The 26397-nt window shown below is 38.0% G+C and carries 28 protein-coding genes and 1 tRNA gene; 18 read left to right on the top strand and 11 right to left on the bottom strand.

Features of this window, described 5'->3' with window-relative positions:
- Nucleotides 1-4: 4 nt before the first annotated feature.
- Entirely contained in the window at nucleotides 5-2302 is a 2298-nt protein-coding gene (locus tag ABR854_RS02570; RefSeq protein ID WP_350263784.1) for an ATP-dependent helicase, read from the bottom strand.
- A 244-nt stretch (nucleotides 2303-2546) separates the two neighbouring features.
- Between ABR854_RS02570 and ABR854_RS02575 the strand changes: the two genes are divergently transcribed.
- From ABR854_RS02575 to ABR854_RS02590, 4 genes are all read left to right on the top strand, one after another.
- Entirely contained in the window at nucleotides 2547-4883 is a 2337-nt protein-coding gene (locus ABR854_RS02575) for a glycoside hydrolase family 20 protein (protein ID WP_350263785.1), read from the top strand.
- 76 nt (nucleotides 4884-4959) lie between these two features.
- A tRNA-Arg gene (locus tag ABR854_RS02580) sits at nucleotides 4960-5031 on the top strand.
- 80 nt (nucleotides 5032-5111) lie between these two features.
- Nucleotides 5112-5660: a DNA-3-methyladenine glycosylase I gene (locus tag ABR854_RS02585; RefSeq protein ID WP_350263786.1), complete on the top strand. Its 549-nt coding sequence runs from the start codon at nucleotides 5112-5114 to the stop codon at nucleotides 5658-5660.
- Between the two features lie 71 nt (nucleotides 5661-5731).
- Entirely contained in the window at nucleotides 5732-6529 is a 798-nt protein-coding gene (locus ABR854_RS02590; RefSeq protein ID WP_350263787.1) for a glycerophosphodiester phosphodiesterase, read from the top strand.
- Nucleotide 6530: 1 nt separating this feature from the next.
- On the opposite strand, the gene ABR854_RS02595 is transcribed toward ABR854_RS02590, so the two are convergent.
- A complete protein-coding gene (locus tag ABR854_RS02595; RefSeq protein ID WP_350263788.1) occupies nucleotides 6531-7169 on the bottom strand; it encodes a DUF4230 domain-containing protein in 639 nt (212 codons plus the stop codon).
- A gap of 130 nt (nucleotides 7170-7299) precedes the next feature.
- On the opposite strand from ABR854_RS02595, the gene miaA (ABR854_RS02600) reads away from it, so the two are divergent.
- Together miaA (ABR854_RS02600) and ABR854_RS02605 are read left to right on the top strand one after the other, a co-directional pair.
- Nucleotides 7300-8220: a tRNA (adenosine(37)-N6)-dimethylallyltransferase MiaA gene (gene miaA, locus ABR854_RS02600; RefSeq protein WP_350263789.1), complete on the top strand. Its 921-nt coding sequence runs from the start codon at nucleotides 7300-7302 to the stop codon at nucleotides 8218-8220.
- Nucleotides 8221-8288: 68 nt separating this feature from the next.
- On the top strand, nucleotides 8289-8996 hold the full coding sequence (locus ABR854_RS02605; protein ID WP_350263790.1) for a hypothetical protein: 708 nt from the start codon (nucleotides 8289-8291) through the stop codon (nucleotides 8994-8996).
- Between the two features lie 61 nt (nucleotides 8997-9057).
- Here ABR854_RS02605 and ABR854_RS02610 read toward each other — a convergent pair whose 3' ends face one another.
- Genes ABR854_RS02610 through ABR854_RS02620 form a run of 3 tightly spaced genes read right to left on the bottom strand, consistent with a single transcriptional unit; the run spans nucleotide 9058 to nucleotide 11550 of the window.
- Nucleotides 9058-9666 carry a DJ-1/PfpI family protein gene (locus ABR854_RS02610; protein WP_350263791.1) on the bottom strand — a complete coding sequence of 203 codons (609 nt, stop codon included), beginning with the start codon at nucleotides 9664-9666 and terminating at the stop codon, nucleotides 9058-9060.
- Between the two features lie 38 nt (nucleotides 9667-9704).
- Nucleotides 9705-10703 carry a tRNA (adenosine(37)-N6)-dimethylallyltransferase MiaA gene (gene miaA, locus ABR854_RS02615; RefSeq protein WP_350263792.1) on the bottom strand — a complete coding sequence of 333 codons (999 nt, stop codon included), beginning with the start codon at nucleotides 10701-10703 and terminating at the stop codon, nucleotides 9705-9707.
- On the bottom strand, nucleotides 10684-11550 hold the full coding sequence (locus ABR854_RS02620; protein ID WP_350263793.1) for a PDDEXK family nuclease: 867 nt from the start codon (nucleotides 11548-11550) through the stop codon (nucleotides 10684-10686). Before ABR854_RS02620 ends, miaA (ABR854_RS02615) begins: the two co-directional genes overlap by 20 nt.
- 163 nt (nucleotides 11551-11713) lie before the next feature.
- On the opposite strand from ABR854_RS02620, the gene ABR854_RS02625 reads away from it, so the two are divergent.
- The 8 genes from ABR854_RS02625 to ABR854_RS02660 all read left to right on the top strand — a co-directional run bounded on the left by ABR854_RS02625 (nucleotide 11714) and on the right by ABR854_RS02660 (nucleotide 17672).
- A complete protein-coding gene (locus tag ABR854_RS02625; protein WP_350263794.1) occupies nucleotides 11714-12376 on the top strand; it encodes a hypothetical protein in 663 nt (220 codons plus the stop codon).
- 244 nt (nucleotides 12377-12620) lie between these two features.
- On the top strand, nucleotides 12621-13424 hold the full coding sequence (locus ABR854_RS02630; RefSeq protein ID WP_350263795.1) for a mechanosensitive ion channel family protein: 804 nt from the start codon (nucleotides 12621-12623) through the stop codon (nucleotides 13422-13424).
- Between the two features lie 138 nt (nucleotides 13425-13562).
- Complete coding sequence (locus ABR854_RS02635; protein WP_188764685.1) at nucleotides 13563-13970, top strand: MaoC family dehydratase; 408 nt, start codon at nucleotides 13563-13565, stop codon at nucleotides 13968-13970.
- A 194-nt stretch (nucleotides 13971-14164) separates the two neighbouring features.
- On the top strand, nucleotides 14165-14923 hold the full coding sequence (locus ABR854_RS02640) for a hypothetical protein (protein ID WP_350263796.1): 759 nt from the start codon (nucleotides 14165-14167) through the stop codon (nucleotides 14921-14923).
- A gap of 219 nt (nucleotides 14924-15142) precedes the next feature.
- On the top strand, nucleotides 15143-16519 hold the full coding sequence (locus ABR854_RS02645) for a glycoside hydrolase family 30 protein (protein ID WP_350263797.1): 1377 nt from the start codon (nucleotides 15143-15145) through the stop codon (nucleotides 16517-16519).
- A gap of 47 nt (nucleotides 16520-16566) precedes the next feature.
- A complete protein-coding gene (locus tag ABR854_RS02650; protein ID WP_350263798.1) occupies nucleotides 16567-16740 on the top strand; it encodes a hypothetical protein in 174 nt (57 codons plus the stop codon).
- A 4-nt stretch (nucleotides 16741-16744) separates the two neighbouring features.
- Complete coding sequence (locus ABR854_RS02655; RefSeq protein ID WP_350263799.1) at nucleotides 16745-16978, top strand: hypothetical protein; 234 nt, start codon at nucleotides 16745-16747, stop codon at nucleotides 16976-16978.
- Between the two features lie 25 nt (nucleotides 16979-17003).
- Nucleotides 17004-17672 (top strand): carbohydrate-binding family 9-like protein, encoded by a 669-nt coding sequence (locus ABR854_RS02660; protein WP_350263800.1) that lies wholly within the window; start codon nucleotides 17004-17006, stop codon nucleotides 17670-17672.
- A 151-nt stretch (nucleotides 17673-17823) separates the two neighbouring features.
- Here ABR854_RS02660 and ABR854_RS02665 read toward each other — a convergent pair whose 3' ends face one another.
- Nucleotides 17824-18291 (bottom strand): CYTH domain-containing protein, encoded by a 468-nt coding sequence (locus ABR854_RS02665; protein WP_350263801.1) that lies wholly within the window; start codon nucleotides 18289-18291, stop codon nucleotides 17824-17826.
- Between the two features lie 267 nt (nucleotides 18292-18558).
- Here ABR854_RS02665 and ABR854_RS02670 point away from each other — a divergent pair, with 267 nt between their 5' ends.
- The 3 genes from ABR854_RS02670 (at nucleotide 18559) to ABR854_RS02680 (ending at nucleotide 21248) form a co-directional block, all read left to right on the top strand.
- Nucleotides 18559-19248 (top strand): response regulator transcription factor, encoded by a 690-nt coding sequence (locus tag ABR854_RS02670; RefSeq protein ID WP_350263802.1) that lies wholly within the window; start codon nucleotides 18559-18561, stop codon nucleotides 19246-19248.
- 66 nt (nucleotides 19249-19314) lie between these two features.
- Nucleotides 19315-20382: a sensor histidine kinase gene (locus ABR854_RS02675; protein ID WP_350263803.1), complete on the top strand. Its 1068-nt coding sequence runs from the start codon at nucleotides 19315-19317 to the stop codon at nucleotides 20380-20382.
- Nucleotides 20383-20459: 77 nt separating this feature from the next.
- The gene (locus tag ABR854_RS02680) at nucleotides 20460-21248 is read left to right on the top strand and encodes an RluA family pseudouridine synthase (protein WP_350263804.1); all 789 of its coding nucleotides are present in this window, start codon (nucleotides 20460-20462) and stop codon (nucleotides 21246-21248) included.
- 132 nt (nucleotides 21249-21380) lie between these two features.
- On the opposite strand, the gene ABR854_RS02685 is transcribed toward ABR854_RS02680, so the two are convergent.
- The 5 genes from ABR854_RS02685 to ABR854_RS02705 form a co-directional block, all read right to left on the bottom strand.
- Nucleotides 21381-21728, bottom strand: a complete 348-nt coding sequence (locus ABR854_RS02685) for an ArsC family reductase (RefSeq protein WP_350263805.1) — start codon at nucleotides 21726-21728, stop codon at nucleotides 21381-21383.
- Between the two features lie 38 nt (nucleotides 21729-21766).
- The gene (locus tag ABR854_RS02690; protein ID WP_350263806.1) at nucleotides 21767-22318 is read right to left on the bottom strand and encodes a DUF4136 domain-containing protein; all 552 of its coding nucleotides are present in this window, start codon (nucleotides 22316-22318) and stop codon (nucleotides 21767-21769) included.
- Between the two features lie 126 nt (nucleotides 22319-22444).
- Nucleotides 22445-23014 carry a DUF4136 domain-containing protein gene (locus ABR854_RS02695; protein ID WP_350263807.1) on the bottom strand — a complete coding sequence of 190 codons (570 nt, stop codon included), beginning with the start codon at nucleotides 23012-23014 and terminating at the stop codon, nucleotides 22445-22447.
- A gap of 232 nt (nucleotides 23015-23246) precedes the next feature.
- The gene (gene aroB / locus ABR854_RS02700) at nucleotides 23247-24272 is read right to left on the bottom strand and encodes a 3-dehydroquinate synthase (RefSeq protein ID WP_350263808.1); all 1026 of its coding nucleotides are present in this window, start codon (nucleotides 24270-24272) and stop codon (nucleotides 23247-23249) included.
- A gap of 89 nt (nucleotides 24273-24361) precedes the next feature.
- Nucleotides 24362-25102 (bottom strand): glycosyltransferase family 2 protein, encoded by a 741-nt coding sequence (locus ABR854_RS02705; protein WP_350263809.1) that lies wholly within the window; start codon nucleotides 25100-25102, stop codon nucleotides 24362-24364.
- 177 nt (nucleotides 25103-25279) lie between these two features.
- Here ABR854_RS02705 and ABR854_RS02710 point away from each other — a divergent pair, with 177 nt between their 5' ends.
- On the top strand, nucleotides 25280-26347 hold the full coding sequence (locus tag ABR854_RS02710; RefSeq protein ID WP_350263810.1) for a TerC/Alx family metal homeostasis membrane protein: 1068 nt from the start codon (nucleotides 25280-25282) through the stop codon (nucleotides 26345-26347).
- Nucleotides 26348-26397: the final 50 nt, after the last annotated feature.

The raw sequence follows: 26397 nt of genomic DNA on the forward strand, positions 1-26397 counted from the left end.
ACGCCTACTCTTCCACAATTCTCAACTTCGCAAAGCTCAACAATAAGGTTTTTTCTCCTTGTGTATCAAATTTAATGGTTGCCTTACGGTCGTTGCCGTTTATGTCCATTTTAGTAACCAAACCATAGCCAAACTTCGGATGTTCTACCTTGTCTCCTGCTTTTAGGTTTGACGTATCGCTCGCCACAAAATCACCAGTTGGTGTGTGGTTTACTGGAGCAGCTTTCTGTACAGGTCTTAAATTAGAAATTAGGGTTTCTTTTTTCGTAAATCCTGACGGAACTGGCGAACTCGTAGCTGGGCGGTCATTTCTCACATCGCTGTTTCCGTAAGAAATCACTCTACTTCTTGAAATTTGCAAGTATTTTGGGTCGATTTCTTCTAAAAAACGACTTGGTTCGCAGTAGTTCAAACGACCATAGTTATAACGACTCTCGGCATAGCTCAAAGTCAATTTCTTTTCGGCACGGGTGATGGCCACGTAAAACAAACGACGTTCTTCTTCCAAATCGCTGCGTTTCGAGAGCATCATTTGCGATGGAAAAAGGTTTTCTTCCAAACCAACAATATAGACATACTTAAACTCCAAACCTTTTGCTCCGTGAATCGTCATGAGGGTCACACGGTCGTGGTCGCCATCTTCATCTTCTTGGTCGGCGGTGGTCATGAGCGTAACTGTCTGCAAAAACGCACTCAAGGTTACTTCCTCGTTTTCTGGATTATCAACAAATTGCTTAATTGAGTTGAGTAATTCTTGAATATTTTCGTAGCGAGCCAAACCTTCAACGGTTTTATCATCGTACAATTCCTTCAAAAGTCCCGAAGTTTTGGCAATGTATGAAGCCACCGTGTGGGCATCTTTGCCTTCTTCAATCAATAGACCATAACTTTTAATGAGTGTCGCAAAATCATCAATCGTCTGAGCGGCACGCCCAGCAATGTATTGATTGATATTGCTCACCACTTCCCAAACCGACTTGCCATTTTCGGCGGCCGTCACCACGATTTTGGCAACTGTTGTATCGCCAATGCCACGTTTTGGTAAATTAATGATGCGTTTGAAAGCTTCTTCATCATTCTGATTTATCGTGAAACGAAGATACGCCAACAAATCTTTGATTTCTTTTCGTTGGTAGAAAGATAAACCTCCGATGATTCGGTACTTGATATTGAGTTTTCTTAGTGCTTCCTCAAAAGCCCTCGACTGGGCATTTGTGCGGTAAAGAATCGCAAAATCGGTATTTTTTAAACTATGATTGTTTTTCTCTTCAAAAATATTGGTGGCAATCAAACGCCCTTCTTCGTTATCAGAAGCGGCTTTTATGACTTCGATTTTACTTCCTTCTTCGTTTTCTGAGAAAACATTTTTCTCCAATTGTTCTTTATTTCGAGCAATGACCGAATTGGCCGCATTGACAATCGTTTGGGTCGAACGGTAGTTTTGTTCGAGTTTCACGACTTTCAAATCGGGGTAATCGGCCTTAAAATTCAAGATATTTTGAATATTTGCCCCACGGAAGGCATAGATACTTTGGGCATCATCGCCCACGATACAGATATTCTGATGCACCGACGAAAGTTTACGAGTAATCAGATACTGCGAAACGTTGGTATCTTGAAACTCATCGACCATGACGTGCTTAAACTTATGTTGATATTTATTCAGCACATCGAGGTGGTCACGGAAAAGTACGTTCGTATTATAAAGCAAATCATCAAAATCCATGGCGTTTGCTTGGAAACAACGCAACACGTACATCTTATAAAGTCGGCCGATTTCGGGCATTCGGGCGGCTTTATCGTCTTCCATATACACGGGATTATTGGCGTAAGCCTCCCACGAAACCAAGGCATTTTTGGCACTCGAAATTCGATTGAGTACGTAGTTTGGCTTGTAAGTTTTATCGTCCAGACCCAATTCTTTAATGATTGTTCGCATCAAAGATTTTGAATCGTCGGTATCGTAAATCGTAAAATCAGAGGTATAACCCAGTCTTTTCCCTTCAAAACGCAAGATTTTGGCAAAAACTGAGTGAAAAGTTCCCATCCAAAGATTTTTGGCATCGTTTCCGATAACGGCCTCGATACGCTGACGCATTTCGCCCGCCGCTTTGTTGGTAAACGTCAACGACAAAATATTGAAAGGGTCAACTCCTTGCTCAATCAGCCACGCAATGCGGTATGTAAGCACACGGGTTTTGCCCGAGCCTGCACCCGCAATAATCATCAATGGGCCTTCGGGGTGTGTTACTGCTTCTCTTTGTGGTGGGTTGAGTTTCTCTAAATAATTATCTTTTGCCATTCGTTTCTCTTTTTGGACTGCAAAGATAACTATAAAGCATCGCTAAAAAAAACCTACACCATCACAAAACCTGCAAGGTCTTTTCAGACCTTACAGGTTTGAATTTCACTTATGAAACAGCTTTTATTGCTAAAATATTTTATTATTATGTTAATTAATAAAAAAATAAATTTTTGTTTGCAATTATACCACGAAAAGCCGAATTTCGTTTTCCTAAAAATTCAATAAACCCCTCCAAAGCACCATGAAGAATTTTTTTGGCGTAATTGGCCTCATTGCTTTATCGTTTTATAGTATTGCACAGAACAAATACGCAATCATTCCGAAACCTACACAACTCGTACAAACGGCTGGCTCATTCGTAGTCAATGCCCAAACCAAGATTCTGATTCCGAGAAATAACCCAGATTTACGTCCGTTGGCCGAGATGCTCGCCGAACGTTTTCTGATTACTTCTGGTATGACACTCAACATCGAAGAATTTGACCTTACGGGCTTTGCTCCTGCCAATACAAAAGCCATTATCTTTATGCCACTTAGTCCAAAATCGGGCGACAAAACGTTGGGCGAAGAAGATTACACACTAAAAGTAGAAACTAATAGTGTGGTGATGTCGGCCTCAACGGCAAAGGGCGAATTTTATGCTTTACAAAGTCTTTTGCAATTACTTCCTACCGAAATTTATAGCAGTTCGGCGGCCAATGGTGTAAAATGGAGTATTCCGAATTGTTCGATTTATGACCGCCCACAGTTTGGGTATCGTGGTTTGATGCTTGATGTGAGCCGTCATTTCTTCCCTGTTTCGTTTATCAAAAAATATATTGATTTGCTGGCTTTGCACAAAATGAATACGTTTCATTGGCACCTAACCGACGACCAAGGTTGGAGAATTGAAATAAAAAAATATCCAAAATTAACCGAAATTGGCTCAAAACGCAAAGAATCAATGAAAGGACATTTCACCGACCAGCGTTTTGACGGCAAACCTTACGGTGGATTTTATACCCAAGAACAAATATCGGAAGTAGTAAAATACGCCCAAAAGAAATTCGTAAACGTGATTCCCGAAATCGAAATGCCCGGTCATGCAATGGCGGCTTTGGCAAGTTATCCAGAATTAGGTTGCTCAAAAGGCCCTTATGAAGTAGGTGTAAAATGGGGCGTTTATGATGATGTTTTCTGCCCGACCGAACAAACTTTTTCTTTCTTAGAAGATGTTCTGAACGAAGTAATTGGCTTATTCCCAAGTAATTATGTACATATCGGCGGCGATGAATGCCCGAAAGTTTCGTGGAAAAACAGTCCATTTTGTCAGGAATTAATGAAAAAAGAAGGCTTGAAAGACGAACACGAATTGCAAAGTTATTTTATCAAAAGAATAGACAAATTTTTGACCTCGAAAGGCAAAAAAATGATTGGTTGGGACGAAATTTTAGAAGGGGGAATTTCGCCAAACGCCACAATCATGTCGTGGAGAGGTATTGAAGGCGGAATTGAAGCCGTGAAACAAAACCACGATGCCATCATGACCCCTGGAAGCCACTGCTATTTAGATGCGTATCAGTCGGACCCATCATCGGAACCAGTGGCAATCGGTGGATTTTTACCACTCGAAAAAGTATATTCGTACAACCCAATTCCTGCGGGAATTACGGCCGAGCAAGCCAAACATATTTTGGGCGTACAAGGCAACGTTTGGACTGAATACATTGTCACCACAAGCCATGCCGAATATATGGTGTTTCCGAGAGCATCGGCTTTGGCCGAAGTGGGTTGGACAGCCAATACTGCCAAAGATTACAAAGATTTTACGACTCGCCTAAAAACACACTTTGAGCGTCTTAGATTTTTGGCAGTTAATTATTCAAATGCGTACTATGATGTTTCAGCAAGTTCATCAGTAAACGCTAAAAGTCAAGTGGCTGTACAGCTCAAAACCGCTGATAATGGGGCAGTTCTCAGATACACCATTGATGGCACAGAGCCAACGGCGAGTTCATTGATTTATCAGCCAACGGGTGTAATCGTGACTAAAGATGCAACGGTTAGAGCAGCAGCTTTTACAGCTAACGGACAGAAATTGGGCAAGGATATGAGCAAATATTATTACATCAATAAATCAACTGGACGGAAATATACGTTGGCGAGCCAGCCAACCAAATATCTTGGCGGTGAAACTTACGGTCTAACCAATGGCGTAAAAGGAGAAGCTGGAAATTTGGACACTTGGGTAGGTTTTGAAGGCAAAAACCTTGATGTAACGATTGATTTAGGCCAAGTAATGAACCTACAAACGGTTTCGTTTGCTTTCTTGCGAGCAAAATCTTCATGGATTATGCTGCCTCGTGAAGTGGAAGTTCTGGTTTCGGAAGATGGTAAGAAATTTACAAGTGCCAAGAAAATGCCATTGGGTAATTTAGAAGGTGAAGAAAAAGTGGTGCAACAATTAAGCGTAGGAATTTATGGTAAAAAAGGGCGTTATGTAAAAGTTGTTGCTCAAAATTACGGCAAACTTCCAGACAATCACCCTGGTAAAGGCAGTCCCGCTTGGTTATTTGTTGATGAAATTGGAGTTGATTGATGTATTAAAACAAATTCTTTTTATTTTTGTTGAAATATTAAAGGAGTGAAACTGATTTCACCCCTTTAATGTGAATGGCTCTGTAGTTCAACGGATAGAATAGAAGTTTCCTAAACTTTAGATAGGGGTTCGATTCCCCTCGGAGCTACTAACGGACATAATTCCTTGTATTTCAAGCAATTATGTCCGTTTTTATTTAAAACTATATCACTCTCCTGCTTAATCAAAATGTCATATTGCACAGCTATCAAATCAATGTCGGGCGAAAGACAAGCCTTACATAAAGCCTACCACGACCACCAATACGGTTTTCCGATTCATGATGATAACGAGCTATTCTGCCGACTCATCTTTGAAATCAATCAAGCTGGATTGAGTTGGGAAACTATTCTCAGAAAAGAAGCCTCTTTCAGAGCAGCGTACGATAATTTCGATATTCAGAAAGTAGCAGCCTACACCGAAGCTGACCGTGAACGGCTTTTGGCAGATTCGGGCATTATCCGCAATCGACTAAAAGTCAATGCCGCCGTCGAAAATGCCAAAACAATTTTGAATTTACAAAAAGAACACGGTTCGTTTGGAAACTGGCTGGCATCACATCACCCAAAAACAAAAACCGAATGGATAAAGGTTTTCAAGAAAACATTTAAGTTTACAGGTGGCGAAATTGTGAATGAGTTTTTGATGAGTATTGGATATTTACCTAATGCCCACGATGAAAGTTGTGAAATTTATACCAAAGTCTTAAAAAGTAATCCGATGTGGTTGAAGAGCTAAGATTATCTTTTCGTTAAGGACCTCCCTCATTCATCAAGCATTTTGTACTTTTATCGAAAAAACTTCACGACATGAAAAAAAGTATTCTTTTACTATCCTCTATCATTGCCTTAAACGCTTGTACGGTTTCTAAACCCACAGCTCCAAAAATCAAATTTGCTGATAATCCAGTTGTGGCTCACCGTGGAGCTTGGAAAGTCCAAAAACTTCCCGAAAATTCAATAGCATCGCTCAAAGAAGCCATCAGATTGGGCTGTACGGGTTCAGAATTTGATGTTAGAATGACAATCGACGATTCGCTGATTATCAACCACGACCCGCATTTTAATAAACTCGAAATCGAGAAAACTACTTATGCAGAATTGGCAAAAATGCCACTTTCAAACGGTGAAAAATTACCGACTTTAAGAGAATATATTCTGGCTGGTAAAGAAAACAATACCACTACAAGATTAGTTTGCGAAATCAAACCTTCTGCAAGTAAAGAAAGAGGAAAATTGATTGCTGACAAGGTTTTGAAACTCGTGAAAGACCTAAAAGCCGAAGCCATAACGGTTTACATCAGCTTTGATTACGATATTTTGAAGCGAATCGAAGAGATAAAACCCAATGCAAGCACCCAGCATTTGAACGGAGATAAATCGCCTGACCAGATTTTAGCCGATAAAATTGATGGCATTGATTACCATTTTTCGGTGTTCAAAAAGAACCCTGATTGGGCAGCCGCAGCACTCAAAAATAAACTTATCTTAAATGCTTGGACGGTAAACGATGAAACCGAAATGAAGAATTTGCTGAATCAAAAATTTGAATTTATTACTACCAACGAGCCAGAATTATTGTTCAAAATTCTCAAAGAATCGAAATGATTTATTCTTTAACTTCTTGAAAATCAGTGAATTCGGCGAGCGTTTTTTGTTCAAAAATGGGTAACTGCTTAAACTCAACTTCCCAGTTCATCGAAGCGGCCAACTGATTCATCATTAGCCCTACTTGTCGGTTTGCAACTTTAGGCAAATCGCTGGTTAGGGCTTTTTCTTGCATCACTTTTTTGGCTTCATTCAAGATATTGGTATAATCTTCGTGGTTGAATTTATTGAGCCAACCTTGGTCAATATCATAAAATTTATAATCAGTATCAATCGACAAAATTTCTGCTTCGGGAAACTGCTCAACTATTAACTTTCGGGTGGTTTCATCTCGCTTTACTTTCATTTTTCCAAAATCAAAACCTACCGAAACTTTCGCTCTCGAAACCACCAATGCTTTTTTATTCACTTTAAAAAAGCCCATAAACTCTTTTTTGCTGCTGTGGTCGTAGATTTCAGTGAAATAACCTTCGGCCATTACGACTTTGAAAACTTTTTCGATACGTTCGAGCAGAAGCGTTGATTCCTGGCGAAGTTCTTCTTTATTATCACGCAGTTTTTTTCCGTACATCCAATTGAAAATCTGCCATGCGGCAATTCCTCCGATAGCAATGGCGACAAGAAAAAGCAAAAATTCCATATTTTTCAATGATGAATTAGTGAATGAGCGAAGCGGAACGCCGCCCGTTCGGAATAAATTTAAAACAATTTGCTAAGAATATCTTAATTTTGAGAATTTATTGATTAACAAAAAAATATTTTTAGAAATTTTGACTTCAAGCAATTCAAAAAGTAACCTAATAATAATCGTCGGGCCTACGGCCGTCGGCAAAACCGATTTGTGTGTAAAACTCGCCAAGGCATTCGATACCGAAATTCTCTCGTGCGATTCTCGACAATTTTATCAAGAATTGAGTATCGGAACAGCCAAACCTACGCCCGAAGAAATGGATGGTGTAGTACATCATTTCATTAATTCGCATAGTATCAATGAATATTATAGTGCTGGGGATTTCGAGCGAGATGCTATCAAATTACTCGAAAATGATATTTTTAAGCGAAAAAAAATGGCTATTATGACGGGGGGGTCGGGGCTTTTTGTGAAAGCCATCACCGACGGACTCGACGAAATGCCCGAAGCTCCGTTGGCTTTGCGAGAAGAATTGATGCAAAGATTGGAAAAAGGCGAATTGGAAACAATGGCCGAAGAACTCCGACAACTCGACCCCGAATATTGTGAAACCGCCGATTTGCAAAACTCTCAAAGAGTGGTGAGAGCTTTAGAAGTTTGTCTGAGTACTGGCCGACCGTTTTCTTCATTCCATAAAAAAAGCAGTATCGAACGAAGTTTTAATACCATCAAAATTGGTATCGAACGCCCACGTGAGCAACTATACGAACGCATCAATCTCCGCATGGATTTGATGCTGAAAAATGGTTTGATGGAAGAAGTAAAGGCTCTAATACCTTATAAACACCACAATGCCCTACAAACTGTTGGATATAAGGAAGTTTTTGAATATCTTGATGGAAATTATAACTACCAGACAATGGTGGACCTTTTAAAAAGAAATTCGAGAAGATATGCCAAACGCCAAATGACCTGGTTTAAGAATCAGGATTCGTTTGAGTGGTTTTATGGCACTGATTTTGAAGAAGTTAAGGCATACATTGTCTCGAAGTTGTTATGAGATTAGTTATTTTTATATCTATTTGCTGGTTTTCTTTACAAAATACAGTCGGTCAAAGCTTTGAAGAAATGAAGCATTTGTCTGATGATAATACCGTGTATAAACAATACCGCCAATTTTATTACAAATATTATTTTCTGAAAGAGAAAGATACTTTACTCGTAAAACTCTACACCAAACCCGAACACATTGCTCCTTTTGACCTGAGTTGGAAACTCGAACGTAAATCAAAGCTAACTTTCGAGCAAGATTATACAGCCATTCATTACTTGGCTATGACTGTAAAAGCGGGCGATTATTTCGGGAAAGCCTCGCTCCTACAGTATGACTATCTGAGTAAAGAACGTCGAGGGATGAAACACGAACAAACTGGATTAGTAGAAGTATGTAGCGATATTTCGATAACACCACCAACAGAAGGACATTTTTTGATAACAGAGTTAAATCCACACCCCGAAATTCGTGAGCCACTCGTCAAAGATAACACTTGGTACAGCACCTACACTACCAGCGATGTGGGTGGTAGTGATAAATGGAAAACTTGGCAAGGTGCAGTTGAAGTCAGCAGTAGCTACCGCATACGAGATATTCAGACTATCAAAACTAATATTGGTTTCTTGAAATGCTTCATTATTGATGCCAACGCCCAAAGTTCGGTAGGTGAAACTCGTCTCGTGGCCTACTACAACGAAGAGTATGGCTTCGTAAAACTCAACTTTACGAATATAGATGGGAGTTACTTAGTGATGGATATCAATTCGGTGAAAAAATTTTAGGTATTTGATAACGTCGGCAAGCAGTTCCACTGTGGGTCTAAAACCTTGCCGACGTTGGTTTTTACACCCAATAATCATACTGAATATAAGTAGCCGTATCAACCGCAGCAGCTTCACCATGAAGTTTTGAAACTACATACAACGACATATCAATTCCTGCCGAAACTCCTGCCGACAAAATAATTCGACCATTGTCAACCCAACGTTTTTCAGGGAAAAGTTGGGTATTTGGAGCAGCTTCTCGCATTTGTTCTACGGCCTTAAAGTGGGTTGTGGCCGAAAGCCCTTCGAGCAAACCAGCTTTTGCCAAAATCAATGAACCTGTGCAAACGGATAGCAATAATTCTACTTTATCATTCATTTCTCGCACCCAATCAAGCAGTTTTTGGTTATTCATTTCTCGACGAGTACCGAAAGGCGTTCCGTCGGGTCTGAATCCACCACCACCTGGAATCAATAAAATATCAGGTGTTGGACAGTTTTCAAAAGTATAAGTAGCCTCTACGATTAGGTTATTTCGGGCGGCAATTTTCGGTTTTTCGGCCACCGTGAAGACTTCAAAAAGTCCAGCTCCGCCATTTTGTTTTCCTGTTACACCAAAAATCTCAAAAGGGCCTGTGAAGTCAAGCACTTCTACATCATCGAAAATAAAAATGGCTACTGTACGCATGATTTTGAATGAATAATTGATAATGAATAATGTTTCTATTAATGATTGAGAGTTTCGAGCAACTGGCTGATCATTTCTTCCACAGACTGCATTCCATCTAACCAATTGATTTTGATGCCTTTGCGTTCCATACTTCTGAAAAATGTCATTTGACGTTTGGCAAATTGGTGAATCGCTATTTCGAGGCGTTTTGCCATTTCATCGTAAGATAAATCGCCAACTAAATACTCGGTAATAAACTTATATTCAAGGCCGTAGAAAATTAATTTTTCGGCCGAAATTCCGCTTTCGAGCAAAGCTTTTACTTCTTTAATCATGCCATTTTGTAGGCGGTCATGCAAGCGTTTCGTGATTCTTTCTCGGCGAATTTCTACTGGAATTTCTATGCCAAAAATTAATGGTGAATGATGAATGATGAATGGTGAATGGGCTGCGTTTTGCTGAGACATAAGTAATATTTCACTTTTTGTTCCAAAACCTCGCATCTTAAACTCTCCAACCTCTATAGCACGAATCAATCTTTTCCGTGTCGAAATATCAGCATTTTGATTTACTTGGGCATAATTTTCTTGAAAAATATTTTCTAATTCTTCGTCAGTTCTCAACGACAACTCATCCCTAAACTTCTGACTGACAGGCACTTGTGTATCTTCATAGTTTCGCAAGACTGCTTCAATATACATACCTGTTCCGCCACACAGAATAGGAGTTTTATTTCGAGCAATAATATCTTGATAAGCCTTCTGAAAATCTCGTTGAAAAAACGCCACATTATAACTATCGCCTGCCTCAATATTATCAATCAGATGTACACCTTCAATGCCTGCTGGCCAATCTTTATTTTGCTTGAAAACGGGTAAATATTCTTCATAATCTTTACCAGTCCCGATATTCATTCCTCGATAAACTTGTCGGCTATCAGCACTGATGATTTCGCCATTAAGTTTTGATGCAACGTTGACCGCCAATTTCGTTTTTCCCGAAGCCGTTGGCCCTAAAATCACGATTAAGGGCTGATTATTCTGTTTCTGCATCATCTTTCAATTTCATCAAAAACTTCCAATTTCCTGAGTTATAAATCTTTGTTTTTGTATTTTCATTAGCCAATTTCCTTATAAAAGTCTCATAATCAAGCTCAAAACTCAGTGGAGGCGTTAATTCTATTCTCTCAAAACCTATTTTTTCATAATTTGTTCCGTCCGACCAATCGGCATCGGCATAAGTCATAATATCGTCTGGAGCGTGTTCGTCAATAAACACTTTCAAGAGTTTGTTCAGTCCGCCAACCACCGTAAAACCTTTATAATTAGCAAATCGAATCAGTTCGTAAGAGCGATATTCTTGTCCTTCTCTGATAAACTTTTTGGCATTGCTAAATGAGGCTACTGCTACCAAAAATGCCTCTTTATGAGCGTTTTCAAACAAAACTTTTTCGTTCTGAATAACTCTAAAATAACGACTGGGCAAAAACAATCCGTATTTCAATTTGGCACTGACTTTGCTCTGTAAATGGTTGTTTATCAGAAATTTATCCAAAGTTGGCTTATCTATTCGCTGGACTTGGGTGAGTCGAGCGGGAATGGTTTCGCTCTTCCCAAATATCGACATCAATCTCGATTCAACGATGCTTCGTTTGGTTTGCCAAACGTCTTCCCAAAGATGAATAACTCTAATTTCTTTTTGGGCAAGTAGTTGGCCAATTTTCTGAAAAAAAATTGCATCATCGACCACATTTTTTAACGACACACAATGCAAGACTAAACTTCTTTCAGGAAAAAATAAATAGCTAAAAGGTGTATATGGAAAGCCAACAGGGTTTTCTTCAATCACTAAATCGGTGTTTTGAGCGATAAAACTCTTTATATCAACTATGAATTTTTGCAAAGGCAAATTGTTTTTAATGGTAATTATTCAATAATTTTGCGATAAAATACGTTATATAAAGCGTATTGAAACAATTGGCAACCAAAAAACTATAATTTATTGAGATTCAAACCTTTATATTCGTTTTCTTGTTTAAATTAATGGCTTAAATCTATTATAATTTATGAAACTGCTTCGTTTTATTACACTCAATTCTTGGATTATTTTACTGCCATTGGCAAGTAATGCTCAAGTATCTCGTGCGTATATGCTCGATGAAGCTGATAGTTATTTTAAATCAGGACGTTATTGGGATGCCTTCTTTAAATACCGTGAATGTGCAAATTTACCAGAATTTGAAGCGGCAAGCCAAATTACGGAACAAATAAAAAATAGTTCGCACGCATTGTATCTTACCAAAAAATTTAAAGATTATTTTGCTCTGCAAAGATACGCACCTGCCAAAGAAAATTTATTGGAATTAGTAAATTTGAATCCTAACGACCCAAATCGTGGGCAAATCGCTCACATTACGTTGGCACAAGGGACAGAATTGCAGCGTTTGGCGATGCGTCAGCGTACACCAGCCGCTACGGCCGATATGCTCAAAAAAGCAATGGCATATTATTATCAAGCTGCCAAAGAGGGTTTAATGGAAGAGTCTGTGTTGGCTATTAAACAATGTGAAGCTTCGATTAAAGAAACAAAAGTGCCGATGGAAGAAACAACATCGCCAATACCAACGATGGTTGATAGCAAACAGCCAAATGTTGTTTCGCCGTCAGTTGCTTCGCCAAGAAAACCAGTTGAGGTAACAATAAATCCTGCTCCAAAAGGAAATCAATAATTAGTTATTTGCTAAAAAAGCAGAACGAGGCTGTCAATCCAAAATTGGCAGCCTCGTTCTGTTTACAGACAAGTAAATAATAATCAACCAATTACAAAGAAAGCTGGCAAAACCAGAAGCTACCCCAAAATAGTAAATGTTTTTCAACAGTTTTAATTTAGTGCAGAAAAAACTCCAATGTATTTGTTACTTCTTCAATAAAGTTTGGTCTTAACCATATCTCAAAACAATTTTTGCTCATCTTATGGAAAAATACACTGACCAATTTATCTCAATGGCCCTGCAATATGCCCCTAAAATTTTGCTGGCCGTTGTCACGCTCATCGTGGGCTTAAAAGTTATTACATGGATTACAGGCCTGTTACAAAAAGTACTTAGAAATCGCCACGTTGATGAAAGTATCATCCCTTTTTTAGGTTCTATTCTTAATGTTTTACTGAAAGTTGTTTTATTGATTACCGTTGCAGGAATGTTCGGTATTGAAACTACATCTTTTGTAGCCTTGATTGGTGGAGCAGGCTTAGCAGTTGGTTTGGCTCTTCAAGGTAGTCTTGGTCATTTTGCGAGTGGAGTTTTGGTCTTAATTTTTAAGCCATATAAAGTCGGCGATTTAGTGACTGTGGCTGGATTTACGGGTGAAGTAGAAGAAATTCAAGTTTTCACGACTATTTTAAAAACCCTTGATAATAAAAGAATTATTATTCCGAACGGCTCAATTACCTCTGGGCCGATAACAAATATTTCGGGACAAGGCGAAATCAGAGTTGATATGCAATTCAATGTTTCTGGTTCGGAAAGCATTGATAAAGTGCGAAAAGTAGTAAACGAAGTGGCCAATAGTTGCCCATTGATCTTAAAAGATAAACCAACCGATGTTTTGGTCAATTGCTTAGAAACAGGTATCATCAAATTCGATGTGCGTCCGTGGTGCAAAAGTGCCAGCTACTGGGATGTATATTATTTCATGCAAGAAAATATCAAACGACAATTTGACGCTCAGGGTGTACAAGCTCCAATACCAGCGATGAACATAAATTTGGCTAAATAGAAAAAACGATACAAAATTACTGAATACACATACCTTATTAGTAGATAACACCAGTATCACAATAAAAAATGCTGCTCCTTTTGGGGTGGCTTTTTTTATTACTATTTTTGGCGATTATTTAAGAAAACAAGACTCAATATGCTTTTAGAAATAGGCGATACTTACCGTCAAAGCTTTAGCTTTTCACAAGAAGATGTGATAAAATTTGCCGAAGTAACAGGCGATAAAAATCCTTTGCACCTCGATGCCGAATTTGCAGCTACAACTCGTTTCAAGCGTCCGATTATTCACGGACATTTAAGTAGTAGTGTATTTACTCGTATTTTGGGAATGGAATTTCCAGGTGAAGGTTCGGTATATATGAAACAAGAAACCGAGTATCTTTTTCCGATGTTTGTTGATACCGAATACGAAGTGATTTTTACGGTAATGAGCGTTGACCGTGAAAAACATGTAGCCGAAATTACGGGTGAAGTATATATCAAAGGTACTTCTCGCCGAACAATCAGAGGTTTGGCTACGCTTATGCACTTGACTAAAATATAATACACTGACAGAATCGGGTCGGGTTGTATACTTCCACACCCGATTCTATTGAATGTTTGAATCCAACAACAATAAAACCAGCTCTTCAGCCGTTATAAATCCAAAATACCTTAAAAAATTTACTCATAAAACTCCTTTTCGATACGATGATTGTACCTTGACTTGTCCTTTCCCCATAATTATTTTAAAAGACAATGAACAAGTACTTTAAAACCATGAATCGTATGCTTCTGGTGGGTTTATTTTTCCCACTCGTTAGCTTCTCTCAAACACACCGTGCTTACGCCGACGAACTTTTCCAAAAAGGTGATTACTACAAAGCATTTTTTTTATACCGTAATCTTTATGGCACAAATCTGAGCGAAAATCAGTTTGCTCAAAGATGTAATCAAGCCATTGCTCTCACCAAACAATTTCTCGATTTACGTGCTTCCAAACAATATTATGATGCAAAAACCAAACTTCGAGAGTTACTCGAAATAAACCCTGATGATTTTCATGCACCGATGTTGCCTCAAATGTCAATCGAAGAAGCAACTTATTGGCACAAATTGGCGTTGAAACAAAACTCAGCAAAAGAAGTAAATTTAATGCTTGAAAAAGCCGTGGCTCTATACGAACAAGGCAAAGCCGATGGTTGGAATCATAAAGAAATTGATGATGCCATCAAACAATGCGAAGCATCAAAAATGGACAGTGGCATTAGTGAAAGAGTTGCAAAGGTGAGTACAATTAATCCAAAAGTCGAAGTAGCCACAATGGCAACCGAACCAGCAATTACACCTGAGCAATCAACCCCAATCGCTGCTGGAGTGAAACCCGAAACTCCACCCGCACCAACGCCAATTGTACGAGCAGATACTATCGAAAAAAAGCCTGTACCGCAAATAAAAGTAGTAAAAAATCGCAGTAAGAAAATGCTTCCGAAAAGAGAAGTTGCTACAATAAAATAGAAGTTTATAGATTTTAAACAGTCCACAGGAATATAAACAACTGATTATCAATAGAATCGGCACTTTCAGACTGTCGATTAAATATTTACAACCGATTATATACAAGAAGAGAGGTATTATTCTGACGAATAGTACCTCTCTTCTTGTTTCTCAACATCCTGCATTTCAATAAACAATCATTTTATGTATCTTGCAAACCAATATTCAAACAAAACTACAATGAAAAAACTTTACGCACTTTTGCTGTCTGCATTGGTTTTGCAGACGAATGCCCAAAACGTAGAAATATGGCTCACAAAAACCGATAAATCTGTCTTATTTCAGAAACAAACGAATACCCTTAGTTTTGATAAAGTCAGTAATACTTTGCCCAGTATTTATGTAGATGATGCCAAGAAGTTCCAACAAATGGATGGCTTTGGCTATACACTCACAGGCGGAAGTACACAACTTTTAAGCCAGATGAATGCTACCGAAAGAGCGAAAATTCTGCAAGAGTTGTTTGCCACCGATGGCAATAATATAGGAATAAGTTATTTACGTATAAGCGTAGGAGCATCTGACCTTGATGGCCATGTTTTTTCTTACGTTGACCTTTCGACGGGCGAAACCGACCCAAAACTCAATAATTTCAGTTTGACAGAAGACAAAAAACATTTGATTCCAGTCTTGAAAGAGGTTTTAGCAATTAACCCTAAAATAAAGATTTTGGGATCGCCGTGGTCTCCACCAGCTTGGATGAAAACCAACAATAATTCTAAAGGCGGAAGTCTAAAACCCGAATTTTATGATGTTTACGCTCGTTATTTAGTAAAATATATTCAGGAAATGAAAAAAGAAGGTATCACGATTGATGCCCTCACGATTCAGAACGAGCCATTGCACCCTGGAAATAATCCAAGTTTATTGATGCCACAAGATGCACAAGCTACGTTTGTAAAGAACAATCTCGGCCCAGCATTCAAGCAAGCGAAAATCAATACAAAAATTATCATTTACGACCATAACGCCGACCGCCCCGATTATCCAATCAGTGTCTTGAATGATGCAGAAGCACGAAAATATATTGATGGCTCAGCTTTTCATTTATACGGCGGAAACGTAGAAAATATCAGAAGCGTTCACGAAGCTCATCCAGACAAAAACCTCTATTTTACTGAACAATGGATTGGAGCTCCAGGAAATTTTGCGGGTGATTTTTCGTGGCATATCAAAAATTTAGTCATTGGTGCTTCTCGAAATTGGTGCAAAACGGTTTTAGAGTGGAATCTGGCAGCCGACACAAAGCAAAATCCACATACGGATGGAGGTTGTACAGAATGTTTGGGAGCTATCACGATTGGGCAAGACATTACCCGAAATCCTGCTTATTATATTATTGCTCATGCTTCAAAGTTTGTTCGCCCCAACTCAGTGCGAATTGCTTCAAATATTACCATGTCGCTGCCTAATGTAGCCTTTAAAACTCCATCTGGCAAAACTATTCTGATAGTACAAAACGAAGGTAACAAACCCCAAGAATTCAATATTCGTTATCATAATAAACAAGTAACTACCACACTCGATGCTGGCTCGGTGGCTACTTATGTTTGGTAAAAGAATTATTTGATTTTAAATTGTTTTGGTTAAATTTGATTAGAAAAATGACAGAATTAGAACGGATTATTTTAGAATTAGATTTAAAAGGATACAAAGAATTGCTCGATTTCTATAATTGGCGGTGCGAAATTGAAGGTGAAAGTGAAGAAATCAGAGAAGCTATTGATATGCTTTTAGATTTGATTTTGGAGATTAAGTATAAATTAGAAAATGAATAATTATATGAGCATTAAAGCAAAACAAACAGAACTTTATCAAGAATTTAGAAAGTTTAAAGATTTGACCGAAGCTGAAAAGGTAGCATTCAAAGCAAAAATTGCCCAAGATGCAGCTCAACGTACTGATGCAGAAAAAGAAGAGTATCGACACGCCATAAAAGCAAACGTGTTAGATATTAAAGAGAAAATTATTGAAATCAAGGAAAAACTGAACAAAAAATCAGTAGCTTCGACCTAACATTATTCGCTATCCAATAACAATTATGCTAATATTTTTATACCTCTTTTTTGCTTCAATGAGTACAACCCCAACTATCAATTTACCTAAAAATGTCTGGACTAAACTTCCAGAAAATCACTTTAAAAATGCCACTGATGGCAAAACTTCGAGCCAAATAACCGAAGTGAAATTAAAAGCTGACGACCAATATTTAAGTATAGAATTCAACTGCTTACAAAATCCTTTTGTGGAACAAAATTCTTATACAAAACACAATAGCGAAATGTATAATCAAGAGGTTTTTGAGCTTTTCATTGCCGAAGGCTCAAGTACCCCTACTCGTTATTTAGAGTTAGAAATTAACCCAAACAATGCTCTTTTTGCTGGCTGGATTGAAAACCCAACCAAAGAAGCTCCTAAAAGCTGCGATTTTGTGAGCCACGAAGAAACAAAAATTGTTCATTCGGTAAGCAAAACGGCCGATAGTTGGTCAGGAAAAATGCAAATTCCGTGGGCATTATTAGGTGGAAAAACGAAAGATACTTATCGAGTAAATTTTTATAGAATTATCTCTCTCAAATCGCACACCAAACCAGATTGGTCTGGCACACCCGCTACGTGTGCGTACTTGTGCTGGAATCCGACCATGAGTGGAGCGATTCCACGTTTTCACCGACCAGAAGCTTTCGGGATTTTGAAGGTGGAAAAATAATATTCTCTGTAATAAAACCTATTCAAATAGGTTTCTAAAATAATCAAAGGTTGTGGATTTGCATTTTATACGACTTAAGTCGTATTGAAAAAAATAAAGTAACCTTTGATTATTTTAGCACCTTGTTTCAACAAGGTAAAACTCAAGAAATTTACCATTGCTTAAAAGGCAAAGTCGATAAGTTAGAATTATAGTATTTTTTTTCGCCAGTTACTTCTTCCATCGCCCAATCGGGTAAATCAAATATTTCATCTTCGCTTGAAAGCTCGATTTCTGCCACAATCAAACCTTCATTTTCACCCAAAAACACATCAATTTCCCACAATTTTTCGGCAAAAACTGTTTTATATCTATACTTTGTCAAATCAGAAACGGCAAACATATTGAGTAGCTGAATGGCTTCTTCTTTAGGAATTTCATATTCAAATTCGGCACGAGTTGCCCCCTCCGACTTGCCCTTAATCGTCATAAAACCCTTAGTATCAGTAGCTCTTACTCTAATCGTTTTATTGGGGTCTGTCAATAGATATCCCTGTCTATAAAACTCTGCTTTCGGCTTTTCGGTAGCAGCCCATTTTACATGATTTACCAAAAACTTTCTCTCAATTTCTAACCCCATTTTTTAATATATTTTCCTCAATTATTATACTACTAAACGTAAATTTGATTCGTAAATCGCCATTCGTAAATCGTCATTCTATTTCCCCACAAAGATATATATTCCGTTTTATATTCGTTGCAACTCTTGTTTTATTACTCCAAAACACTTAATTTTCATTCAAAACTACCCCCTTCAATAAGATTTAACATTGGCTTAATATACCTAACGTTTTTTTAACCTTACCTTTGTAGCAGTAAATTACACCGACAAATAAAATTACAGCTTATGAGTCTTGCTCACCGTGTTTTAGTAGTTGACGATGAAGCCGACATCGTAGAGTTACTGACCTACAACCTCGAAAAGGAAGGTTATAAAGTTGCCTCTGCACCCGATGGTAAAAAAGCCATCGAAATTGCCAAAGAATTTCTCCCAGATTTAGTAATTCTTGATATTATGATGCCACACTTTGATGGCATCGAAGTTGGGCGTATAATTCGCTCAATGCCCGAACTTAAAAGTACTTATATTCTCTATCTTACAGCTCGCTCAGAAGAATATTCGGAAGTAGCAGCCTTTGAAGTCGGAGCTGACGACTACCTCAACAAACCCATCAAGCCACGTGCTTTGATGAGCCGAATCAATGCGTTTTTCAGACGTGAAGCCCAAAAAACTGATTCGAGTGATTCTATCGAAATAGCAGGTTTGAACATCAATCGCTTGAATTATACAGTTACAAAATCTGACGGAAGCGTCATTGTTTTGCCTAAAAAAGAGTTTGAATTACTCTCTTTTCTTGCTCAACACCCCAATAAAGTATTTAGTAGAGACGAAATCTTGCAAAAAATTTGGGGAATTGATGTGTATGTTGTCGAACGTACGATTGATGTCCATATCAGAAAAGTAAGAGAAAAAGTAGGCGAAAACTACATAAAAACCCTCAAAGGCGTTGGATATATGTTTACTGATGAGGCATAATTTTTGATGATAAATCATTAATAATCAATTACATTTGCCCATAATTCAGTAAATTATCGACCAAAAATGTCATTTAGTCCCCGAGTTATTGCTCTTTTTCTGGCAGTACTTATTACCCTTGTTTCGGTAGCATTTCTAAGTTTCGTGCCTGATGTAACGGCCGCCATGCTCTTTGTTGTAGGTGTGGCGTGTTTCTTTGCTACTTTCTTTTTGGTATTCTACACAATTGATATTTTGGTTTTCAGAGAAGTAGAACAAATTTCAAAGACTATTCAGCAACTCAAGATTCGAGATTTTGATATTTCGAGAAAAAGTTTGCTGAAAAGTGTCAATCCAATCAAAAAACTCAATACCGAGATTTCGACTTATGTAGCAAAAAAGCAAACCGAAATCGAAGAATTGAAAAAAATGGAGCAGTTCAGACGAGAATTTTTAGCCGATGTTTCGCACGAACTCAAAACACCCATTTTTGCTGCCCAAGGTTTCATTCATACGCTCATTGATGGAGCAAAAGACGACCCCAAAACTCTCGACCGTTTCTTGAATCGTGCCGCCAAAAGTATCGACGGACTCGACGCTCTGGTCCGAGATTTAGTGACACTCTCGCAGGTAGAAAAAGGCGATTTGAAAATGCAATTTGAGCAAATCGATTTAAAGATTATCACGCAAGAAATATTTGAGCAGCTCGAACACAAGGCCGAAAGCCGAGGTGTAGCTCTAAAAATAAAGCCTAAAACGCTCGAAAAAGCACTCGTAAAAGCTGATAAACAGCGAATTACGCAGGTTTTAACTAACCTCATCGATAATGCGATTAAATACGGTAAAGAAAACGGTAAAATCATAGTAGAAATAGAAGAAGACAAAAAACACTTTCATGTATCCGTCGAAGATGATGGCCCAGGCATTCAGCCCGAACATATTTCTCGTATTTTTGAGCGTTTCTATCGAGTTGATAAAAGTCGCTCACGTGATACGGGCGGAACTGGCCTCGGTTTGGCTATCGTCAAGCACATTCTGAATGCCCACAATTCAAAAATTACAGTTACGAGTAAAATTGATAAAGGAACTACTTTTAAATTCAAACTCGCCAAAATCATCGAAAATACAACTGAAAATTCTATCGAAAAAGAATAATATTCCATAAAAACCTGCACCGCTGACAATACCTTATGGGTTTTAAGCGTAACTTTGCATAAAAAAGCAGTAAATAAATGGAATACGATTTCGATTTGAGTGTTTTCGACGAAAAGGAAACTCCCAAAATAAAAAATACAATTAAGAAAATCGACTTCAAAGACATCATCATCTTTGAAAACGAAGACTATATTTTGATAAATAAACCACCCTATTTATCAAGTCTTGACGAAAGAACACAAGATAAGCACCAAAGTATTTTGCGTTTGGCAAAAGAATATTCAGATGATGCCCAACTTTGCCATCGTCTTGATAAAGAGACATCGGGCGTATTGGCCATTGCCAAAAATCCAGCAGCTTACCGTAATCTTGCCATGCAATTTGAAGCTCGTGAAGTAGCCAAGCGTTATCACGCAATCTCGAATGGTGTGCATGATTTTGAGGGCGTTTCGGTTTATTTACCCATAGCCCAACTACGTGACGGCACAGGCGTAAGAATCGACCGAGAAAAAGGTAAAATTGCCGAAACTATCTTCAATACCTTAAAGGCTTATCGAAATTATACTTTGGTAGAATGTATGCCCATCACGGGGCGTATGCACCAAATTAGGGTTCACTTACAATGTCTAAAAGCCTCGATTGTATCTGACCCGATGTATGGCGGTGATGATATTTATCTTTCACAAATCAAGAGTAAGAAATTTAATTTAAAAAACGGAACGGAAGAAATTCCACTTATCAGAAGAGTTGCTCTGCACGCACATTCGCTTACATTTAGATTGATGAATGGCGAAGTCCTTACGACCGAAGCACCCTATCCGAAAGATTTTGGTGTAGTGGTGAAACAATTGGATAAGTTTGGATGATATAGTTTACAAAAAATCAAGCACCATCAATACAAAATTTTATATGTTTTTGATGTATCTTTCTTTATAAAGTTTTCGATATTAAAAATGCTCTACTATCTGAGTAGAGCATTTTTAATATCATTTGGTAAGTTACCCGAAAATCACCTCATATTCCTCAGCCTTAAAACCCATCGCCAAAATCTTGTCAGATTCTATAATTGGCCGTTTAATGGCCGATGTCTTTTCAAGCATTAAAGCTATAGCCGAAGCGTTATCTGTAATTTTTGCCTTTTCTTCGTCAGTCAATTTTTTGAAGGTAGTACCTGCACGATTCACCAATTTATCATAAGGTACTTGTGTAAGCCATTCTTCGAGCTTTTCAGACGTAATGCCTTTCTTTTTATAATCGTGAAACTCATAAGATACATTGTGGTCTTTGAGCCACATGAGAGCTTTTTTTACTGTATCGCAGTTGGGTATTCCGTAAACTGTAAGCATTGATATATCGCAATAATGAATAATAGCCGCTAAGTTATTCAATAACGGCTATTTTCCCTAAAACTCTGTGGCTTTTCGTCAGTTGCCAAAAGCGGATATTGGTCGAAAATATTTCTAACAATGCTCTTAAAATAGTTTTGTTTTGATGATGCCTTATTGAAAATTCCAGTGGCATATCCACGCCAAACAATCTCACTGGTTTCGGCTTCAATGATTGAAATCATCAATGTTCCGCTACCCAAAGCATACTTTACTGGTTGATATTTATAATTATCGTCTTCGGTAGAAACCCAATTGACCAGCGATGGCTGGTCATAACCTTTGTATTTCAAAGGGTCATAATAAATCGTGAAATTTACAAAAACATTGGGTTTTTGGGCATTAAACTCGTATCCCCTTGCCCGCATCTGATACTGAATTGCTTGCTGTACGTCTTCACAGATAACGTTGGTGTCTCGCTCACAATCAACAAAAGCATAGGTTTGATATTGCTTAAAGTGTGTTGAATACCGGTAATCGTTATCAACGAAAACTCGCATACAACTGCTGAAAAGCCCTATTATTGAGAGGAAAAATAAAGTTTTTTTCATTTTTGTGTTTTTAAGTCTTCAGTGGACAGTTACATTGAGTCAAAACTGTTTGCGTAAAACTGGACTGAGAATTGAAAACTGCTGAACGGAACGTCGCCCGCTATTGACTGATGATTATATACTCTCTTATAACTCCTCAATCTTTCGTGGTTTTTCTCCCGCTGCAAAAAGTGGATATTGATCGAAAATATTTCTGACCACACTACGGTAGTAGTTGATTGGCTTATTGACTTGTTTATTGAAAACACCAGAAGCGTATCCACGCCAAATCAGGCGGCTACTTTCAGCATCGAGTAACGATACTAAAATCATTCCACCACCAAAATGAAAATTCTGAGTTTTGTAAGTATCATCGCCATCGAAGTGATTGACCCAACGGTCGAGCGATGGTTGGAAATATCCTTTGTAGTCAACACGGTCACGAATAATGCTATAACTTACCAATAAACCTGGGTCTTCAGCTGCTACTTTATAACCACGGGCTTTCATCTGGCGACGAATGGCATCTTGAATTTCGGAACAAACAAACGAAGTATCAATCTCACAATTCAAGAAATTGTAGGTACGGTACTTTGTAAAATCGGTTTCATAGCTATAGTCGTTATCGACCATGAGCTTGATAGAATTACAGCTTGATAAAACTAAACTTGATACAGCTAAAACAATGAGTGCAGATAACAGATAAATTTTTCTCATAAGGCTTACAAATTGAATTGGTTTAAAAATACAAATGATTCGCAAAGCGTGATTTAAAATCACCAAAAAGTTTACTATCAACTATTTATAAATATTCTCAATGGAAGCAGCCAACCATTGTAGTATATTCAAAGCTAATCAATCAATTCTAAAAAATCAAGTTTTTTGTTGCTTTATCTCCGCCTCTCACTCAATCACAATTCATCTCTATTTATCCGCACCCACCTTATTTTCAGCCTTTGTAATATTCTAAGGCTTTTTTCATCTCATTTTTACTCACCACTATATCATATAAGCAGCTTCCTGCGGCATTTATCAACGAGAAGCGAACCTCTTTGCCTTTATTTTTCTTGTCTTGAAGCGTAAGTCCGATGATTGTATCAAAATCGGCAACATCAATATCTACTTTTCCATATATCGAAAATATAAATTCTTCGACTTGTTCGAGCGTTCTTTCGTCAATCAAACCTCGTGTATATGCTATATACGACTCACAGACCATTCCGGTTGCAATTGCTTCACCATGAAACAATCTTTTTTTTCCTTGAGGCAGAAAAAACGTCTCAATTGCGTGTCCGAGCGTATGTCCGAAATTCAGAATTTTGCGTAAACCTTTCTCGGTTGGGTCTTGTTCAACCACTTTTTTCTTAATTTCGACCGAATGAGCAATCAAATCGGGTAAATCTTGGTCAGCTAAATCTTTTCTTCTGATTTCTTGCCATTTTTCTCCGTCTTGAATCAAACAATGTTTCAAAATTTCGGCAAAACCAGAGCGTTTTTCTCTTTCCGAGAGTGTTTCCAAGAAAACAGGGTCAATCAAAACCGCATTGGGTAAAGTAAATACGCCCAAATGATTCTTAAACCCTTGAAAATCAATGCCCAACTTCCCTCCTACGCTGGCGTCAACCTGCGAAAGTAGCGTAGTCGGAATCTGAATAAAATCGATGCCCCGCTTATAAGTTGCGGCACAAAAACCACCCATATCGCCGATTACTCCTCCGCCCAAGTTAATCATCAAAGCATGACGGTCGAGTTGTGCTTCGGTCATGGCCGACCAAATCTGCTCGCAAGTTTGAAGGTTTTTGTTTTCTTCGCCATGTTTTACGGTAATGAGCGTATGCTTCGGCAAAGAATCTTTGATAACTGGATAACAAAAACGCTTGGTATTTGTATCGGTCAAGACAATGATTTTAGAATAACTTTTTGTTTCGAGAAAAGTTTTTAAACTTTCGGAAATTGGAGAAATAATAACTGACATGTTAACTTTCGTTGATTAAAATTCAAAGTTAATGAAAAAAAGGAAGTCTTCGCTTATAGCGAAGACTTCCTTAGAAAACTATATCGAAATTACTTCAATAAATCCCACTTAAAAATACCAAGATTATTCAAGAAATAGCGGAACGATACTCTAAGAACACCCAAACCGTATTTTGAACTACGCACAAAATTGATAGAAGATGCCTCATCAAAATACTTAGTTGGGCAGGTTACTTCGGCAATTTCGTAGCCTTTTGCGAAGATTTGAGCAATCATTTCATTATCAAAAATAAAATCATCGTCGCATTTTTTGAATGGCACAGCTTGCAAAACCTCGCGTGAGAATGCACGGTAGCCTGTATGATATTCTGAGAGTTTTTGGCTCATCAAAATATTTTGTGAGAGTGTCAAGAAACGATTGGCGATGTACTTATAAAGAGGCATTCCGCCCTTTAAAGCACCTTTACCTAAGATTCTCGAACCAAAAACTACTGGATATAAATCTTCGCCGATGATACTCACCATTGCTCTAATTAGCTTTGGAGTATATTGATAATCAGGGTGAACCATCACCACAATATCTGCCCCAATTTCGAGAGCTTTTGTATAGCAAGTTTTTTGGTTTCCACCATAGCCTTTATTTACATCGTGGCGGATAACGTGCTGAATACCAATACTTTTAGCTACTTCGGTCGTATTATCGGGGCTGTAATCATCAACCAAGATTACTTCGTCAACAATATCAAAAGGGATTTCTTTGTAAGTACGTTCAAGCGTTAGCGATGCACGATACGCTGGCATAACGATGACTACTTTTTTACCATTATACATGAATTATTCGAGTTTTCGGTGCAATTTTGCAAATCAATTCTGTTGAAACTTTGTTACAAAATACAGCATGTTTCTCTTGAATTGCAAATTGACATTTATGTTTAGTGTCTATTATTAAAGATTTAAGGCAAACAAAATGCCAAAATTAAACTGTATATTTATTAAAAACTTGATTTTATGACTTTTTCAAACGAAACAATATTTTTTATCTGTTTCTCAATTTTTGTCGGTTTAGTGATGGCCTTCGATTTAGGAGCTTTTAGTAAATCAACCAGCCACAAAGTAAGTTTCAAAGAAGCGGGACTTTGGAGTGCCGTTTGGGTGGCTTTGGCCATCGGATTTTTCTTTTTTTTACGTCAATACGGCTATCTGATTCATGATATTAGCGATGCTTCGCACCTCGAATCTGTAAGACTAAAATATTACGACAAACTAAAACTGCCAACCGATTTCAATGCTGCTCTACAAGCCTTTGAAAATAGCATGGCTATTGATTATTTAACAGGTTATTTAACTGAATACTCACTTTCGGTCGATAATATTTTTGTGTTCATCTTGATTTTCAGTTCGTTTGGTGTTCACGAAAAATTCTACAAAAAAGTATTGGTTTGGGGTATTCTTGGCTCAATTGTGTTGCGTTTTATCTTTATTTTTATCGGTGCGGCCTTGATTCAAGAATTCGAGTGGATTCTTTATGTTTTCGGCGGATTTTTGGTTTATACAGGTCTGAAAATTTTCTTTAGTAAAGAAGAAGAGGAAGAAAAAATCGAACCAGCTAAACACCCAGTGGTGAAAGTTGCTTCAAAGATTTTTAACGTTTATAAAAGAAACGTAACCGATAATTTCTTGATTTATCACAAAAGATATAAGAAATGGTATATCACACCACTTTTTTTGGTGATGCTCGTAATTGCGGGTACGGATGTGGTTTTTGCGGTTGATTCTATTCCTGCAATTTTCTCAATTACGAAAGACCCCTACATTGTATTTTTCTCGAATGTTTTTGCTATTATGGGACTTCGTTCGATGTTCTTCTTCTTATCAAGCATCATGGGGCTATTCCGCTATTTGCCTTTGGGTTTGGGCGTTTTATTGACATTTATTGGTGCAAAAATGCTTCTCCACCACCAAATGGAAGGACTTGGCTTTACGAATACGCATTCTCTGATTGTGATTGTGGGAATCTTGGCAACCAGTATTCTGGCTTCGATTTTGATTCCTGAAAAGAAAGAAGTGAAGGCCTAACAATAAGGAAGGCTTCGCTTTGAGGGGGACGCCCAGTCCGAAGCCTTCCT

Source organism: Emticicia sp. W12TSBA100-4 (assembly GCF_040253585.1).
Lineage (GTDB): Bacteria > Bacteroidota > Bacteroidia > Cytophagales > Spirosomataceae > Emticicia.

Excerpts from the sequence above, each read along its gene's own strand:
- ABR854_RS02640 (WP_350263796.1), top strand. The coding sequence starts at position 14,165 with ATGAACAAGTACTTTAAAACCATGAATCGTATGCTTCTGGTGGGTTTA.
- ABR854_RS02590 (WP_350263787.1), top strand. The coding sequence starts at position 5,732 with ATGAAAAAAAGTATTCTTTTACTATCCTCTATCATTGCCTTAAACGCT.
- ABR854_RS02670 (WP_350263802.1), top strand. The coding sequence starts at position 18,559 with ATGAGTCTTGCTCACCGTGTTTTAGTAGTTGACGATGAAGCCGACATC.
- ABR854_RS02605 (WP_350263790.1), top strand. The coding sequence starts at position 8,289 with ATGAAGCATTTGTCTGATGATAATACCGTGTATAAACAATACCGCCAA.
- ABR854_RS02685 (WP_350263805.1), bottom strand. The coding sequence starts at position 21,728 with ATGCTTACAGTTTACGGAATACCCAACTGCGATACAGTAAAAAAAGCT.
- ABR854_RS02705 (WP_350263809.1), bottom strand. The coding sequence starts at position 25,102 with ATGTATAATGGTAAAAAAGTAGTCATCGTTATGCCAGCGTATCGTGCA.
- ABR854_RS02690 (WP_350263806.1), bottom strand. The coding sequence starts at position 22,318 with ATGAAAAAAACTTTATTTTTCCTCTCAATAATAGGGCTTTTCAGCAGT.
- ABR854_RS02660 (WP_350263800.1), top strand. The coding sequence starts at position 17,004 with ATGCTAATATTTTTATACCTCTTTTTTGCTTCAATGAGTACAACCCCA.
- ABR854_RS02695 (WP_350263807.1), bottom strand. The coding sequence starts at position 23,014 with ATGAGAAAAATTTATCTGTTATCTGCACTCATTGTTTTAGCTGTATCA.
- ABR854_RS02655 (WP_350263799.1), top strand. The coding sequence starts at position 16,745 with ATGAGCATTAAAGCAAAACAAACAGAACTTTATCAAGAATTTAGAAAG.
- ABR854_RS02675 (WP_350263803.1), top strand. The coding sequence starts at position 19,315 with ATGTCATTTAGTCCCCGAGTTATTGCTCTTTTTCTGGCAGTACTTATT.
- ABR854_RS02635 (WP_188764685.1), top strand. The coding sequence starts at position 13,563 with ATGCTTTTAGAAATAGGCGATACTTACCGTCAAAGCTTTAGCTTTTCA.
- ABR854_RS02680 (WP_350263804.1), top strand. The coding sequence starts at position 20,460 with ATGGAATACGATTTCGATTTGAGTGTTTTCGACGAAAAGGAAACTCCC.
- miaA (WP_350263792.1), bottom strand. The coding sequence starts at position 10,703 with ATGATGCAGAAACAGAATAATCAGCCCTTAATCGTGATTTTAGGGCCA.
- ABR854_RS02570 (WP_350263784.1), bottom strand. The coding sequence starts at position 2,302 with ATGGCAAAAGATAATTATTTAGAGAAACTCAACCCACCACAAAGAGAA.
- ABR854_RS02595 (WP_350263788.1), bottom strand. The coding sequence starts at position 7,169 with ATGGAATTTTTGCTTTTTCTTGTCGCCATTGCTATCGGAGGAATTGCC.
- ABR854_RS02645 (WP_350263797.1), top strand. The coding sequence starts at position 15,143 with ATGAAAAAACTTTACGCACTTTTGCTGTCTGCATTGGTTTTGCAGACG.
- ABR854_RS02630 (WP_350263795.1), top strand. The coding sequence starts at position 12,621 with ATGGAAAAATACACTGACCAATTTATCTCAATGGCCCTGCAATATGCC.
- ABR854_RS02665 (WP_350263801.1), bottom strand. The coding sequence starts at position 18,291 with ATGGGGTTAGAAATTGAGAGAAAGTTTTTGGTAAATCATGTAAAATGG.
- ABR854_RS02575 (WP_350263785.1), top strand. The coding sequence starts at position 2,547 with ATGAAGAATTTTTTTGGCGTAATTGGCCTCATTGCTTTATCGTTTTAT.
- aroB (WP_350263808.1), bottom strand. The coding sequence starts at position 24,272 with ATGTCAGTTATTATTTCTCCAATTTCCGAAAGTTTAAAAACTTTTCTC.
- ABR854_RS02710 (WP_350263810.1), top strand. The coding sequence starts at position 25,280 with ATGACTTTTTCAAACGAAACAATATTTTTTATCTGTTTCTCAATTTTT.
- ABR854_RS02650 (WP_350263798.1), top strand. The coding sequence starts at position 16,567 with ATGACAGAATTAGAACGGATTATTTTAGAATTAGATTTAAAAGGATAC.
- ABR854_RS02585 (WP_350263786.1), top strand. The coding sequence starts at position 5,112 with ATGTCATATTGCACAGCTATCAAATCAATGTCGGGCGAAAGACAAGCC.
- ABR854_RS02625 (WP_350263794.1), top strand. The coding sequence starts at position 11,714 with ATGAAACTGCTTCGTTTTATTACACTCAATTCTTGGATTATTTTACTG.
- ABR854_RS02610 (WP_350263791.1), bottom strand. The coding sequence starts at position 9,666 with ATGCGTACAGTAGCCATTTTTATTTTCGATGATGTAGAAGTGCTTGAC.